Here is a 15,183-nt window from a genome sequence, read left to right on the forward strand (position 1 = left end):
CATGAGCGATTACATTGCATCCAGCCCGGAAGAATTGCAGGCGATGCTCGATTCGCTGGGGCTGAAAGATTTAGACGCTTTAACCGGACATCTGCCCGAAGCGGTGCTTTTAAAAGAAGACGGCTGGGATCTGCCGGAGGGCATGAGTGAATTTGAAGCGTTGGCGAAGCTGAAGAAAATGGCCTCGCACAACCGGATTTATGAAGATCTCTACCGCGGGGCGGGCGCTTACCGCCATTACATCCCGAGTCTCGTCAACGCGCTGTCCAGCCGCGGCGAGTTTCTGACGGCGTATACGCCATATCAGGCGGAAATGAGTCAGGGACTGCTGCATTCCATTTTTGAATATCAGACGATGATCTGCGAGCTGACGGGCATGGACGTCAGCAACGCCAGTGTGTATGACGGCGCGACGGCCGCGGCTGAAGCCTTGCTGATGTGCCGGGATCCGAAGCATCGCCGCGTGCTGGTGCCGGCGTCGGTGCATCCGCAGATCCTGCAGGTAATCCGGACGTATGGCGAGGCCTACGGTATGGAAATCACCGTCTTGGAATGTCTGCACGGCGTGCTGGAAGAAAGCGTGCTGCGGGAAGCGCTGAGCGAGGATACCGCTTGTCTGCTTTTGCAGCAGCCGAACTATTTCGGTTTAATTGAAGACGCAGAAACGCTGTTTGCAGCGGCGGCGGAGAAAAAGGTAAAAGGGATTCTGCACATCAATCCGATCGCGGCGGCGCTGCTGCCGTCAGCGAAGGAAGCCGGCGCTGTGATTGCGGTCGGCGAAGGCCAGCCGTTAGGCATGCCGCTGAACTTCGGCGGGCCGTATCTGGGCTTTATGGCCAGCGTATCGGCGATGATGCGCAAGCTGCCCGGGCGGATTGTCGGCCAGAGTACCGATCACGAAGGCCGGCGGGCTTACGTCCTGACCTTGCAGGCCCGTGAACAGCACATCCGCCGGGAAAAGGCCAGCAGCTCGATCTGTTCCAATCAGGCGTTATGCGCGCTGAGAGCGGCGATCTACTGCAGCGCGATGGGCACGGAAGGCATCGAACAGGTCGCCTCGCACTGTGTCAGCAACGCCCACTATTTAGCGCAGGAGCTATGTGAAAAAACTAAGCTCAAGCTGAAATATCCTGGCGAATTCTTCCATGAATTCGTAACGGTCAGCGAGGTGCCGAGCGGCGTGCTGCTCAAACATCTGGAAGATCACGGCATCCTGGGCGGACTGCCGCTGAGCGATCACGAGATTCTGTGGTGCGCGACGGAAGTGAACCATAAGGAAAATATGGATCATCTGGTCGAACTGATCGGGGAGGTGGCAGCATGAGCCAGCTGATTTTTGAACGCGGAACCCAGGGACATCGGGGCGTGGCGCTGCCAAAGCTTCAGGTTCCTGCGTATACTTTAAAAACAAAACTGCGCGCTGAGAAACCGCAGCTGCCTTCGGTCAGCGAACTGGAGGTCGTGCGCCATTACACCGAATGTTCCCAGCGGGTCAAAGGCGTCGATCACGTCTTTTATCCATTAGGCTCCTGCACGATGAAATACAATCCGAAAGTCAACGAAGACGCGGCCAACCTGGAGGGCTTTACGGCGATCCATCCGCTGGCGCCGGAAGAAGATGTGCAGGGCTGTCTGGAAGTTGTCGCAACGCTGGAAAAATATCTGACGCAGATCACCGGCATGGATGCGTTCTGCTTCCAGCCGGCCGCGGGCGCGCATGGCGAATTCAGCGGCCTGATGACGATCCGCAACTATTTGAAACGCCGTCATGAAGATCAGCGCACCGTCGTGTTCGTGCCGGATTCCGCTCATGGAACCAATCCGGCCAGTGCGGTGATGGCGGGCTTTACGGTCAAGCAGATTCCAAGCAACGCGGAAGGCAACGTCGATGTGGAAGCGTTGCGGGCGATGGCGGATGAAACGACCGCGGCGCTGATGCTGACGAATCCAAACACATTGGGCCTGTTTGAAAAAGATATTTTGGAAATCACAAAAATCATTCACGACGCCGGCGGTCTGGTTTATTACGACGGCGCGAATCTGAACGCGATCATGGGCATTGCGCGTCCGGGCGATATGGGCTTTGACGTTGTCCATCTGAATCTGCATAAGACGTTCTCCACGCCGCATGGCGGGGGCGGGCCGGGCAGCGGACCGATCGGCGTCAAACGCCATTTGATTCCCTATCTGCCGTCGCCGCGGATCGAAAACGGACGGATTCATGAAGACTGTCCGGAAAGTTTAGGCCGGATGAAAATGTTCTATGGCAATTTCGGCGTCATGGTCCGGGCTTTAACCTATGTCATGATCTTGGGCAAGGAAGGTCTGCGCCGGACAAGCCAGGTCGCGGTGCTTAACGCCCGCTATCTGGAACATGAACTGAGCCGGAGCTACGATATGGCGATTGATCAGCCATGCATGCATGAATTCGTAATGACGCTGAAACGTCAGCACCACGACCTGGGCGTCAGCGCGATGGATATCGCCAAAGGGATGATCGACCGCGGCATCCATCCGCCGACGATGTATTTCCCGCTGATTGTGGAAGAAGCGCTGATGGTGGAACCGACGGAAACCGAACCGAAGGCGGTGCTCGATGAAGCGGTGCGCGTGCTGAGTGAGCTGCTTGACTTGGCGGCCAGTGATCCGCAGGCACTGCAGGCATGTCCAACGACGACACCAGTCGGCCGGATCGACGAGGTTCAGGCGGCCCGGCATCCGATTCTGCGCTGGCAAAAGGGAAACGAATAGCACAATGCTGTATTTTACAGAGGGTCAGACTTTTGACCCTTACTTTAATTTAGCAATGGAGAAGTGGCTGTGCGATCATCTCGACGGCCGGCGAATTCTCTATCTGTGGCAAAACGAGCATACCGTTGTCATCGGCAAAAACCAGAATCCGCTGAAGGAATGCCGGCTGGCGGCGCTGAAGCAGGACGGCGGTTTGTTAGCCCGGCGCTGTTCCGGCGGCGGGGCGGTTTATCACGATCTGGGCAACCTGAACTTTACGATGTTGGTTCCCAACGATCAATTTGATCTGCATCGGCAATGCTCCGTGCTTTTGCAGGCCGTGCGTCAGTTCGGCGTGGACGCGCAGTTTTCAGGCCGCAACGATCTGACGGCGCAGGGCCGGAAATTTTCCGGCAACGCCTTTTATCATGGCCCCCACGGCAGCTTTCATCACGGCACGCTGCTCGTCAATACGGATAGTGAGAAAGTGGCCAGATACCTGAAGGTATCCGCCGCGAAGCTGAAAGGCAACGGCGTCGATTCCGTCCGTCAGCGCGTCATCAATTTAAAGGAATGCGCGCCAATGATGACGATCAGCCGGCTGAAAACCGCACTGCGGGAAGCGATGGAACAGGTTTATGGAGAACCGGGAACAATGTGGGAATGGACGCCGGCGCAGATTGCGGAAATCAAAGCGCTGGCCCAGTTTTACCGCAGCGACGCCTGGCTGTTCCCAGAGAAATTCCAGGCTGATTTATGCTTGGAAAAACGTTTCGCCTGGGGTGAGATCCAGGCGCAGCTGCAGCTGCAGTCACAGCGTATCTGCGCCTGCCGGCTGTATACCGACGCGATGGATGCGGCGGCGATCACGGAGCTGGAAGCCTTGCTTCATGATTGTCCGCTGACGTCCCAGGCGCTGCAGGAACGCGCTTTATCCGCAAGTCCGCACCATCCGCTGATCCCGGAATGCATTGCGTGGATCAGCCAAGAAATAGAAGGGCAGGAAGCAAAATGGGATTAAAAACCGAGCTTGTGATTCTCGGCGCCGGCCCGGCCGGCTATGAAGCGGCAATTCACGCCGCTCAATGCGGCATGCAGGTCGTGCTGATCGAAAAAGACCAGGTCGGCGGCACATGTCTTAACCGCGGGTGTATTCCGACTAAAAGCCTGTTATACCAGGCGCATCAGCTGCGGATTGCGGCGCAGTACGCCAAGATCGAGATCGACGGCGAAGCACTGCGGCTGCAGAAGGAAGACACCGTGGGGAAGCTGCAGAAGGGAATTGCCCAGCTGATCAAAGGCAATTCAATCCAGTTTCTTCATGGCGAAGCGAAAATTACCGGCCCGCAGACGGTCAGTGTGAATGATGAGATCATTGAAGCTGAGCATATTTTGATCGCGACCGGCTCCCGGACTTCAGTTCCGCCGATTCCGGGAATTGAACTGGCGATGACCTCGGATCAGGTGCTGCAGTGGGATCGTCCGCTGCCGCAGCAGGCTGTGATTATCGGGGCCGGCGTGATCGGCCTGGAATTTGCGGATTTATTATTGGATCTGGGAGTTGGAGTAACGCTGCTGGAAGCTGCTCCGCGGCCGTTGATTCAGGCGGATCGGGAAATCGCGCAGAATCTTCAAATGATCCTCAAGCGCCGGGGCGCGCAGCTGCATTGCGGCATTACGATCACCCAGATTCATGAAAACGCCGTAGACTATGTAGAAAAGGAAAAACCGATGTGCGTGGAAGGGGAATGGATCATCGCCGCAACCGGACGCAAACCGGTGTTATGCGATTGCGCGCCGGCGCTGGCGCAGGAGCGCGGCCGTTTGATCACGGATGCCTGCGGCCGGACGTCAGTTCCTACGATTTATGCTGCTGGGGATGTGACCAGCCGGATTCAGCTTGCGCATCTGGCCAGCGCGCAGGCGATCAATGCGGTGGATACAATGCTGGGCCGGACGCCGCAGTTTGATTTAAACTGCGTGCCGTCATGTCTGTACACCCATCCGGAAGCGGCGTGGGTCGGCTTGTCGGAGGAGGAAGCGCAGGCGCAGGGGTTATCGGTCATCGTGGGCAAGACCAGCACCTTAAGCAATTCCAAATCCATGATCGAACAGGCGCCGCGCGGTTTTGTCAAGCTGATCGCCGATGCGGCCACCCGTCAGTTAGTGGGCGGGGTGATTGCTGGAGCGCATGCCAGCGACTGGATCGGCACAGTGGCTCAGGCCGTCAGCCAGCATTTGACGATCGACGACTGCCAGCGCGTGATCATGGCTCATCCAACCTGGAGCGAAGCGCTGCACGAAGCGCTGATGGACTTTGATCAGCATGCCATTCATACCTTATATAAGCGTACAAAATAACGAAAAGGCGGGCTCTCTTTTACCGGAGGACCGCCTTTTATCGTAAGAATTGTAAAATTTTTCAAAACGGATCATTTAATCCTTTACTTTGGGGCACAATTTCATTATAATCATGGATAATACAAAAAGGGAAAAGGAGCGAATACTATGGCATATTACTATGATCAACCGTCTCATACCTTCAGCGAATACCTGTTGGTTCCGGGCTATTCTTCCAGCGAGTGCATCCCGACGTCTGTCAGCCTGAAGACGCCGTTAGTCAAGTTCAAGAAAGGTGAAAAACCGGCGATCGAAATGAACATCCCGATGGTCAGCGCGATCATGCAGGCGGTGTCCGATGACCGGATGGCGGTGGCGCTGGCAAAGGAAGGCGGCGTTTCGTTCATCTTTGGATCACAGTCGATTGAAAGTCAGGCGGCGATGGTTGCCCGTGTGAAAAATCACAAGGCCGGCTTTGTCGTCAGCGATTCCAACATTACGCCGGATATGACGCTGGCGCAGGTTCTTGAACTGGTCGAGGAAACAGGACATTCCACGATGCCGGTCACTGAGGACGGAACTGCCAACGGACGCTTAGTCGGCATGGTTACCAGCCGCGATTACCGGGTTTCCCGGATGGCGCCGGAAACCAAGGTTGCGGACTTCATGACACCGTATGACAAATTGATCGTCGGTCATGAGAGCGACACCTTGTCGGACTGCAACGATCTGATCTGGGAACACAAGCTGAACCAGCTGCCGATCATCGACGAGAATCAGCACCTGTTGTATCTTGTTTTCCGTAAGGATTATGCCACGCATAAAGAAAATCCGGATGAGCTCCTGGATTGCCACAAGCGGTATATCGTCGGCGCGGGCATCAACACGCGCGACTATGCGGAACGTGTTCCGGCGTTAGTGGAAGCGGGCGTTGACGTGCTGTGCATCGATTCTTCGGAAGGCTTCAGCGAATGGCAGAAGCGCACGATTTCCTGGATCCGTGCGAAATACGGCGACTCCGTTAAGGTTGGCGCAGGAAACGTCGTCGACCGCGAGGGATTCCGGTTCTTAGCGGAGAGCGGCGCGGATTTCATTAAAGTCGGCATCGGCGGCGGTTCCATCTGCATCACCCGTGAAACCAAAGGCATCGGCCGCGGTCAGGCGACAGCGGTCATCGAAGTTGCGAAAGCCCGTGACGAATATTTTGAAGAGACCGGAATTTACATCCCGATCTGTTCGGACGGCGGCATCGTTTACGATTATCATATTACCTTAGCGTTAGCGATGGGCGCGGATTTCGTCATGCTGGGACGGTATTTCAGCCGCTTTGAAGAATCGCCGACAACGAAGCTGATGGTCAATGGCACCTATGTCAAAGAGTATTGGGGCGAAGGCAGCAACCGTGCCCGCAACTGGCAGCGCTACGATTTGGGCGGCGCTCAGAAGCTGAGCTTTGAGGAAGGCGTCGATTCCTATGTTCCGTATGCCGGAACGTTAAAGGAAAACGTCACGCTGACGTTGTATAAGGTGAAATCGACCATGTGCAACTGCGGTGCACTCTCGATTCCTGAGCTGCAGCAGAATGCCCGGCTGACCCTGGTTTCCGCGACCTCGATTGTCGAAGGCGGGGCGCACGACGTCATTGTCAAAGACAAGAGCTCGATGAAATAAGCTTTTCCCTTACCCTGAGTGAAAGATCGGAAACCTCCGGTCTTTTTCTAAAGGGGGAAGGGGATCAAGATAAGTTGGCAAAATTCAAAAGTTGGTAAGAAAGGCAATCGGCGATTGCAAAGAAACCCGAATTTTGTTACATTAGGACTGGAATAAAAAGGAAGTTGAAGGAGGAACAGCGATGAAACAGGATATGATTTTAATTTTAGATTTAGGCAGCGATGAAAATACCGTACTGGCGCGGATGATCCGTGATCTGGGTGTCTACAGCGAGATTAAACCGCATGATATCACGGAAGAAGAACTGGCGAAGCTGGATAATGTCAAGGGGATCATCCTTAACGGCGGCCCGCTGAACATCGTCGACGGCAAGGCGATTGAAGTTCGTGATTTTATCTATGATGCAGGCGTCCCGGTGCTGGCAGTGAATTATGCGGCGGCCAAGGGCAAGCATTGCCTTGATCAGTGGCCGGCAGAGGAAGACGCGATGCGAGCGGTCGTGAATTCCTTCTTGTTTGACACTTGCCATGCGGAAGCGAATTGGAATATGAAAAACTTCGTTGCCGACCAGATCGAATTGATCCGGCGTCAGGTCGGGGATAAAAAGGTGCTGCTTGCGTTGTCCGGGGGCGTTGATTCTTCGGTCGTCGCAGCCTTGTTGATCAAAGCGATCGGCAAGCAGCTGGTGTGCGTGCATGTCAATCATGGCCTGATGCGCAAGGGTGAATCGGAAAGTGTAATTGAAGTGTTCCGCAATCAGATGGATGCGAACTTGATTTATGTGGATGCGAGCGAGCGGTTCTTAACGAAACTGGAAGGGGTAGCGGATCCGGAACAGAAACGTAAAATTATTGGCGCTGAGTTCATCCGTGTGTTCGAGGAAGAAGCGCGCAAGCTGGAAGGGATTGACTTTTTGGCGCAGGGCACGATCTATCCGGATATCGTGGAATCGGGCACGAAGACCGCGAAGGTCGTCAAGTCGCATCACAATGTCGGCGGCCTGCCGGAAGACATGAATTTCGAGTTAGTTGAACCGTTGTATTATCTGTTCAAGGATGAAGTCCGGGCATGCGGCCTGGAACTGGGCTTACCGCATGACATGGTCTTCCGTCAGCCATTCCCGGGGCCGGGACTGGGCGTCCGCTGCCTGGGCGCAATCACAAGAGAACGGCTGGAAGCGGTGCGGGAATCGGATGCGATCCTGCGCGAGGAGTTTGCGAAGGCGGGACTGGATAAGAAAGTTTGGCAGTATTTCACGATTGTTCCGGATTTCAAATCGGTGGGCGTCAAGAACAATGCGCGCTGCTTTGAGTATCCGGTGATCATCCGCGCCGTCAACACGATCGACGCGATGACCGCTTCGATTGAACAGATCGACTGGCCGGTGCTGACAAAGATCACGGATCGGATTTTAAAGGAAGTCAAAAATGTGAACCGGGTTTGCTATGATTTATCGCCGAAGCCATGTGCGACGATCGAGTGGGAATAAGCAAAAAGTGGATATGAGGGCCCACAAACCCGCATAAACACTGGGTTTTTGATTTTCAAAATCCCCATTTGATAGCAGATTGATAGCACTCGTCAAATCCCGATTTATTGAGTTTGAAAAGAAAAATCGGGTGGCTTGCGAGTAGCCTAAAAATCCTCATCTTTTTATTCATAAGTAAAAGGTCTAACTGATTTTTGCTGATCAGTTAGCCCTTTTTTATTTTGCTCTCATTTATCTGATTTTTCTGATTTTGTGCAACAAACGGCCTCTGCCGTGGCCTACAAGTGAGAGGGGTTAGATCAGACCCTCCGGCGGCATCTTGACGCGGATTTGGCTGCTGTCGTACTCCGGGTAATGGTAACGCCAGCGGTCGTACTCCTCCTGAGAGATCTCTCCGGCCTCCAACTTGGCGGCTTGTTCCCGCCAGGCCCAAAGCATCTCATGCAGCCGGGCAGCATCCTGGTTTTTGCGGAAATCCACCTGTAAGGCAAGCTCACCGTCCTGCTCGGTGACTTTCAGCCCGTACTTGTCCTCCAGGGTGAACAGGGTGTGCATGAGCCCCACATAGGAGTCTATATCCGGAACGGAGAGTGCATGAGGCGAGACATCCAGCACTTCAGCCAGGGCAGCGGCCAGGTCTGCCTTTGGGGTTCTTGATCCTGTTTCGTACTGTGCAAGGCGCACATCAGCAGACTTCTCCGGGAAGCCCAGTGACATGCCAAGATATTTTTGTGTCATCCCCCGCAGGAGACGGAAAAAGTGAATTCGTTCACCAATCGCCATGTGACCAACTCCAATCTATGATTGTTCTTATTTGAAACATAGCATATTTGTTTAGTTTTGTCAAGATAATCTAAGCAAATTTATTTAATAATATTTCTTTCAATTTCTTTCAAAACACTTGAACTAAGCTTATATGTATAGTATTATAAAAATACTAAGCTAATAAGTTTAGATAATATAGTAAATCAAATGGACCATCAGATTTTTGGTTGCGAAACCGAGAAAAAGTGGCAGTAGCAAGTGAGGAGGTCTTTATGAAAAGCAAAATTAGCAGGCAGAAACGATCAACAAAGAAAGGAAGGTATTTACTATGGCAAATCAGATTTTTATGCGTGTCAACGAAGTGGCGGAGGAGTTGGGGATCTCCATCCCCTTTGCCTATAGGATCATTCGACAGATGAATGAGGAACTGGCTAAAACCGGCTGCATCACCATTGCCGGGCGAATTGACCGAAAGTTTTTCCACGAAAAATTCTACGGTACAAGATCTGAGACAGAAAGGAAGGAGAAATAATTATGGCAGCGTTCAAAAATAAGGACAATGGCACCTGGTATGTTCAATTCCGCTACACCGATTGGAAGGGTGAACGCCAGCAGAAGCTCAAGCGTGGCTTTGCCACCAAGCGAGAAGCGCTGGAATGGGAACGGGAGTTCCTGATGGAAAAACAGGCTGATGTGAACATGACCTTTGAGAGCTTCGTTGCTCTCTATGAAAAGGACATTAAACCCAAGCTGAAACTCAATACCTGGCTCACCAAGGAGAGTATCATTAAGAAAAAGATCCTCCCCTATTTTGCGAATCGAAAACTCTCGGAGATCACGGCAAAGGACATTATCCGTTGGCAAAATGAAATCCGGGAGTTGAGGGACTGCCACGGCAAACCTCTCTCGAAAACTTACCTGAAGACAGTTCACAACCAGCTTAGCGCCATTTTCAACCATGCTGCTCGGTTTTACGGCCTGAACCTCAACCCAGCTCGACAGGCTGGTAACATGGGGGCGGAGGAACGAAAGGAGATGCTGTTCTGGACCCGGGAGGAGTACACTAGATTTTCCGAAGCCATGATGGACAAGCCGTTGTCCTTCTACGCCTTTGAGGTACTGTACTGGTGCGGTGTCCGTGAGGGAGAGCTACTGGCCCTGACCCCAGCAGATTTTGACTTTGAAAAGCGCACTGTCACCATCAATAAGTCTTACCAGCGGCTCAATAAGCAGGATGTGGTCACTACGCCTAAAACACCCAAGAGTAACCGCGTGATCCAGATGCCGCAGTTCCTCTGTGATGAACTCCAGGACTACCTCAAGCAGCTTTATGGAGTGGAGCCGGACAGCCGGATGTTTCCCATCAGCAAAAGCTATCTCCACCGAGAAATGGACCGTGGCTGTAAGCAAACTGGGGTGAAAAGGATTCGCATACACGATTTGAGGCATAGCCACATCAGTTTGTTGATCGACATGGGCTTTACCGCCCTGGCTATTGCAGAGCGTGTGGGGCATGAGAGTATCGACATCACTTACCGATATGCCCATCTGTTCCCCACTCGACAGGTGGAAATGGCTGACAAGTTGGATTCACTGAAAAATGAGAAGGGGGTGTAAGAAGATGTCCAAGAAGAACTATGACAACCACAACCGCTGGAGAAACAAGACGGTGGCTTTTCGAGTATCGGCGGAAGAGGATCTCCAACTGGAAACCCTGGTGAAACTCACCGGCCTGACCAAGCAGGATTACATTATCCGTCGGCTATTGGAACGAGATGTGGTGGTGCAGGGCAACCCAAAGGTTTACAAAGCCCTGCGGGATCAGTTGTCTGCCGTGCTGGACGAGCTGCGCCGAATCGAAGCCGGACAGGGCGTGAGCGACGAGCTGCTGGACACGATCCAAATGATTACAACCATTATGAACGGGATGCAGGAGGAATTCGCCTATGATCGATGAGAAAAAGAAAATGACCGCCCAGGGTTCATCTGTTGGCGCAGATGATGGGCAGTCAATCTCAAAAAACTCTGAAAATAGTATACCCACTTCCGGACAAAAAAGCAACGATGAAATTGTAAACTCCCAGGACAGTCTGGAAGAAATGTACCGCAAGATACAGCGTATGACAGACCCCCGATACCTGCATACACTCACCATGACAGAGCTGTTCCAAACCACCTATAAGAGTAGGCCTCCGGTGGTGGAAGGCCTGCTTTATGCAGGGGCATATATCCTTGCCGGCGCACCCAAAATCGGCAAGTCCTTCCTGGTGGCTCAGATTGCCTACCATGTCAGTACCGGGCAGGATTTGTGGGGATATAAAGTCCATCAGGGGACGGTACTTTACCTTGCGCTGGAAGATGATTTTCAGCGTATCCAGAGCCGGATGTTTATGATGTACGGCGTGAACGATACCCCCAACCTCCACTTCGCCACCGCCGCCGGAAAGATTGGGAATGGGTTGGATGAACAGCTGAAGAATTTCGTGCAGGAGCACCCGGACACCAATCTCATCATCATTGACACTATGCAGAAGATCCGTGAGGTAGGCGGCGAAGCGTACAGCTATGCCAGCGACTATGAGATCATCGGCAGAATCAAGCAGTTTGCCGATCAGCACGGTATCTGTGTTCTGACCGTTCATCACACCCGAAAGCAGCAGGCAGACGATTCCTTTGAGACGATTTCCGGCACCACTGGGCTGCTGGGCTGTGCAGATGGTTCGCTGCTGATGCAGAAGAAAAAACGCACGGAGCTGGACGCTACCATCAAAGTTGTGGGGCGGGATCAGCCGGATCAGATCCTTTACTTAAAAAAGGACCCGCAGACCCAGATCTGGAATCTGGAACGCATGGAAAACGAACTGTATAAAGAACCGCCGGACCCGGTGCTGGATGCGGTTGCAAAGTTGGTTTCCACCGAGTGCCGGGAGTGGATCGGCTCTCCATCCGAACTGGCTGAAGCCATCCAAACGGGAATAGCCTCCAATGCCCTCACTAAGTACCTGAATGTCAAGGCAGGCAGGCTGCTGGAGGAATACCATGTTGGCTATGAAAATAAGGCCAAACACTCCGGTCGGCAAGTGAAATTGACCTTGCTGATAGAGTCAACTGCCTGTGAAGTAACCGAAGAATAAGGGGCGCGACGATAGCGACGGTCGCGACGGTGAAAATGATACCGTCAAAAACACCGTCGCTATCGTCGCAACCGTCGCGGAAAGGAAATGAATATGAAAAGTGTACAAATTCCCTATGACCTTTTTGTAGCTTTGGTGGGGTATCATCTGGCCTATGACGATGATTATGCTGAGGAAATTCATCAGGGGTTGGAGCAAAAGTTGGATGCGATGGTGCGGCATGAACTGTATGCAAAATATAAGACTGCACCCACCGCAGAAGAACGGGAGCAGGCTCGGCAGGAGTATCTGGACAAGCGTGGAGTGTTCCCGGATTTTCGCTGGTAAGATAAGCTTCCGTTTAGACTAATTTCACCGATGAGATTAGCATAAAAGTTTTCTCTATGTTGGTAGGGACAGGAGCGTGACACGCTCCTGTTTTTTCTGCTGCCAGAAGGAATGGCTGACAGCAGTTTGGGCAAAGAAATTCTGCTAAAAAATATCTCGGATGAGGTGGCGTTTTGCCACCCCATTATTCAAGAGGGTACCCCATTTTAGGGTACTCCAAAAGCGCCATAGGATGTCGCGTTTCACGACACACTATGTCCCGAAACAGGATACCGGGTACAGGGCAAAAAGCGTTCGCAGAACGCGCAGCCACAGAATGAAATTCTGTGTTCAAGGGGGCTTGGGGGCGCTGCCCTCAACAAGCAGACGGCAGAAAATGTGAGTGTGTATTAACACTCGCATTGCTTGCCGGATTTGTGTGTGGATAGCCACACGCATTGCTTGCCAGATTCTAAAATTAACGAAACCGACCTTGTGCCTCTGCGGAAAATCAACCGAAATTTAAACATCAGGAGGTAACGACTATGAGAAAGATTTTGTCCTGTGAGTTCAACCTGGACACCGCCTGCGTGGAGCTGCGCCTGGATGATGGGTCACTGATTTCCATCGACTGCACCGCCGTAGAGAACGAAGTGGCGAATAGTATGTATCAGCGGTCAGAGCTAGACTGGCTGATCTACAACGATCCGCTGGCCTATGCTGAGCTGATTTTGAATGGTGAGCCAGAACTGTATCTAAAAACTGTAACAAAGATCGTTCCATTAGATTAAAAATAAAATCCGTTTAGAAGCAATATGCTAAAAGATACGCCTTTGGTGGATTTTTCTTCGAGAGGATAACTAATAGTTGAGTTTTCACGATAATGTGATAAAATAAACTTAAGCATTTATTGTCTTGGAGGAATTAAAATGGCGATTTGTTATGACCGCTTATTCCATTTGATGATCGACAAAAAGATAAGTAACGCACAGCTGAAAGAAAAGGCTGGTTTTAGTGCCAATATTATCACCCGCCTAAAGCGAAACGAGTATGTTTCCATCGAAAGTATAGAACGGATCTGCCATGTTATGGAGTGCGGCGTGGACGATATTCTGGAGTTTGTTCCCGAAGAAAAATAGACAAAGATAATTTGACAACAGGGTTTGATGTTTGACAGTTTCTTTCGATTTATAAGACTATTGCAGACTGAAAAGCCATAAAAGATCGGATAGGAGTGTGGCTGTGATGGCGGCAGCAAACAAAACGGTTTGGGGAATCCATACCATGGATGACCCACTTTTTTTGAATCAAAATTTAATTGCAATCGGATGGGAAGGAATGGGTAACTTGTCGTCCATAATCGCATCCCGTGATGCTTATAAAGAAAAGTATAACGCCGTCTATCCAGACGCTAAAAAGGGTTCAATTGCTACAAGTGCCGGAATGCTGTACCGATTCGTTCATGAGGTACAGGAAGGTGACTATGTTGTATTCCCCTCTAAGATTGACCGTAAGATCAACATTGGAATTGTTGAAAGCTCTTATTTCTATGAGGATACTGCAGCGCTATATCCCAATCGCCGGAAAGTAAAGTGGCTTAAACATTTGCCACGCACAGCCTTTTCCCAGGGGGCTCTGCACGAAGTCGGCTCGGCACTGAGCTTTTTCCAGGTGAAAAACTATGCGGATGAGTATTTGAAAGCTTTGGATAAAAACTTTAAAGGCGATATTGTGGAACCGGATACTGATGAGACGGTTGCACAAACGGCGGATGAAATCATCGAGGCCACTCGCGATTTTATCTTAAAAGAGCTAAGTAAAAATCTCAAAGGGTATGATTTGGAGCCGTTTGTAGCAAATCTTTTGCAAGCTATGGGCTACCGCACGATTCTGTCGCCGCATGGTGGTGACAGCGGTATCGACATTACCGCCTATAAAGACGAACTGCCGCCCCGCATTGTTGTCCAGGTCAAAAGCCAGGATGGAGATATCAAAGAGACTACCATACAGTCCTTAAAAGGTGCTATGCGTGAAGGAGATTATGGCCTGTTTGTGACACTGTCCAACTATACCAAAAATGCGCAGAGATACCCGGATAACACTCCTATTATTCGGGGTATTAACGGCACAGAGCTTGTGGATTTGGTCTTGAAATATTACGACCAGCTCAGTGTCAAATATCGAAAAATGATCCCCCTGAAAATGGTATATATCCCCGTTCCGTTGGAGGAATAAATGGGAACCTGACAGGAAATTAGAAAGGAACGGAGAGATACCGATGGCAATTAAAAAGAGCGAAATTTACAACCAAATATGGGCTGCGTGCGATAAACTGCGAGGTGGTGTGGAACCCGCCCGTTATAAGGATTACATTCTGACACTGCTGTTTGTAAAGTATGTGTCCGACCGCTTCAAGAGCAGCGATAACTGGGACATTGAAGTGCCGGAAGGCGGTAGTTTTGACGATATTGCTGCGCTGAAATACAAGAAAAACATTGGTGAAGGCATCAATATCATCATTGGCAAGCTGGCAGAAGCCAACGACTTGAAAGGTATTATTGACATTGCCGACTTCAACAGCGAGGAACTGGGCACCGACAAAGAAGCGGTGGATAAGCTCTCTGGTCTCGTGGAAATTTTCCAGAAACCGGAGTTGGACTTCACCAACAACCGCGCTGGCGGTGATGACATTTTGGGCGATGCCTACGAATTTTTGATGCGGAAATTTGCCCAGGATTCTCGGTAAGA

The 15,183-nt window shown here is 51.6% G+C and carries 16 protein-coding genes; 15 read left to right on the forward strand and 1 reads right to left on the reverse strand.

Going from position 1 to position 15,183, the window contains the following annotated elements; translation table 11 throughout:
- Position 1 precedes the first annotated feature (1 nt).
- From gcvPA to guaA, 6 genes are all read left to right on the forward strand, one after another.
- Complete coding sequence (gene gcvPA / locus BQ7364_RS09090) at positions 2-1,324, forward strand: aminomethyl-transferring glycine dehydrogenase subunit GcvPA (protein WP_072684420.1); 1,323 nt, start codon at positions 2-4, stop codon at positions 1,322-1,324.
- Positions 1,321-2,751, forward strand: coding sequence for an aminomethyl-transferring glycine dehydrogenase subunit GcvPB (gene gcvPB / locus BQ7364_RS09095; RefSeq protein ID WP_072684421.1), 1,431 nt, complete (start codon positions 1,321-1,323; stop codon positions 2,749-2,751). Before gcvPA ends, gcvPB begins: the two co-directional genes overlap by 4 nt.
- A gap of 4 nt (positions 2,752-2,755) precedes the next feature.
- Positions 2,756-3,751, forward strand: coding sequence for a lipoate--protein ligase (locus BQ7364_RS09100; RefSeq protein WP_072684422.1), 996 nt, complete (start codon positions 2,756-2,758; stop codon positions 3,749-3,751).
- Entirely contained in the window at positions 3,742-5,091 is a 1,350-nt protein-coding gene (locus tag BQ7364_RS09105) for a dihydrolipoyl dehydrogenase family protein (protein WP_072684423.1), read from the forward strand. The genes BQ7364_RS09100 and BQ7364_RS09105 overlap by 10 nt, the downstream gene beginning before the upstream one ends.
- A gap of 147 nt (positions 5,092-5,238) precedes the next feature.
- A complete protein-coding gene (locus tag BQ7364_RS09110) occupies positions 5,239-6,741 on the forward strand; it encodes an IMP dehydrogenase (RefSeq protein ID WP_006060786.1) in 1,503 nt (500 codons plus the stop codon).
- 181 nt (positions 6,742-6,922) lie between these two features.
- Positions 6,923-8,230, forward strand: coding sequence for a glutamine-hydrolyzing GMP synthase (gene guaA / locus BQ7364_RS09115; RefSeq protein WP_072684424.1), 1,308 nt, complete (start codon positions 6,923-6,925; stop codon positions 8,228-8,230).
- A 294-nt stretch (positions 8,231-8,524) separates the two neighbouring features.
- On the opposite strand, the gene BQ7364_RS09120 is transcribed toward guaA, so the two are convergent.
- Positions 8,525-9,013, reverse strand: coding sequence for a helix-turn-helix domain-containing protein (locus tag BQ7364_RS09120; protein ID WP_072684425.1), 489 nt, complete (start codon positions 9,011-9,013; stop codon positions 8,525-8,527).
- Between the two features lie 310 nt (positions 9,014-9,323).
- Between BQ7364_RS09120 and BQ7364_RS09125 the strand changes: the two genes are divergently transcribed.
- From BQ7364_RS09125 to BQ7364_RS18165, 9 genes are all read left to right on the forward strand, one after another.
- A complete protein-coding gene (locus BQ7364_RS09125) occupies positions 9,324-9,527 on the forward strand; it encodes a hypothetical protein (RefSeq protein WP_002566189.1) in 204 nt (67 codons plus the stop codon).
- A gap of 2 nt (positions 9,528-9,529) precedes the next feature.
- Entirely contained in the window at positions 9,530-10,612 is a 1,083-nt protein-coding gene (locus BQ7364_RS09130; protein WP_072684426.1) for a site-specific integrase, read from the forward strand.
- Between the two features lie 4 nt (positions 10,613-10,616).
- Positions 10,617-10,952, forward strand: a complete 336-nt coding sequence (locus BQ7364_RS09135; protein ID WP_002566187.1) for a plasmid mobilization protein — start codon at positions 10,617-10,619, stop codon at positions 10,950-10,952.
- Positions 10,942-12,129 (forward strand): AAA family ATPase, encoded by a 1,188-nt coding sequence (locus BQ7364_RS09140; protein WP_072684427.1) that lies wholly within the window; start codon positions 10,942-10,944, stop codon positions 12,127-12,129. The genes BQ7364_RS09135 and BQ7364_RS09140 overlap by 11 nt, the downstream gene beginning before the upstream one ends.
- A 93-nt stretch (positions 12,130-12,222) precedes the next feature.
- Positions 12,223-12,456, forward strand: a complete 234-nt coding sequence (locus tag BQ7364_RS09145) for a complexin-2 (RefSeq protein ID WP_072684428.1) — start codon at positions 12,223-12,225, stop codon at positions 12,454-12,456.
- 524 nt (positions 12,457-12,980) lie between these two features.
- On the forward strand, positions 12,981-13,226 hold the full coding sequence (locus tag BQ7364_RS09155; protein ID WP_072684430.1) for a DUF6061 family protein: 246 nt from the start codon (positions 12,981-12,983) through the stop codon (positions 13,224-13,226).
- 138 nt (positions 13,227-13,364) lie between these two features.
- Positions 13,365-13,574: a helix-turn-helix domain-containing protein gene (locus BQ7364_RS09160; RefSeq protein WP_072684431.1), complete on the forward strand. Its 210-nt coding sequence runs from the start codon at positions 13,365-13,367 to the stop codon at positions 13,572-13,574.
- Between the two features lie 106 nt (positions 13,575-13,680).
- Positions 13,681-14,670 carry a restriction endonuclease gene (locus BQ7364_RS09165; protein WP_072684432.1) on the forward strand — a complete coding sequence of 330 codons (990 nt, stop codon included), beginning with the start codon at positions 13,681-13,683 and terminating at the stop codon, positions 14,668-14,670.
- A gap of 43 nt (positions 14,671-14,713) precedes the next feature.
- Entirely contained in the window at positions 14,714-15,181 is a 468-nt protein-coding gene (locus tag BQ7364_RS18165; protein ID WP_200798786.1) for a type I restriction-modification system subunit M N-terminal domain-containing protein, read from the forward strand.
- Positions 15,182-15,183 lie beyond the last annotated feature (2 nt).

The sequence above is a fragment of the Holdemania sp. Marseille-P2844 genome, assembly GCF_900120005.1.
In the GTDB taxonomy this organism is placed as follows: Bacteria; Bacillota_I; Bacilli_A; order Erysipelotrichales; family Erysipelotrichaceae; genus Holdemania.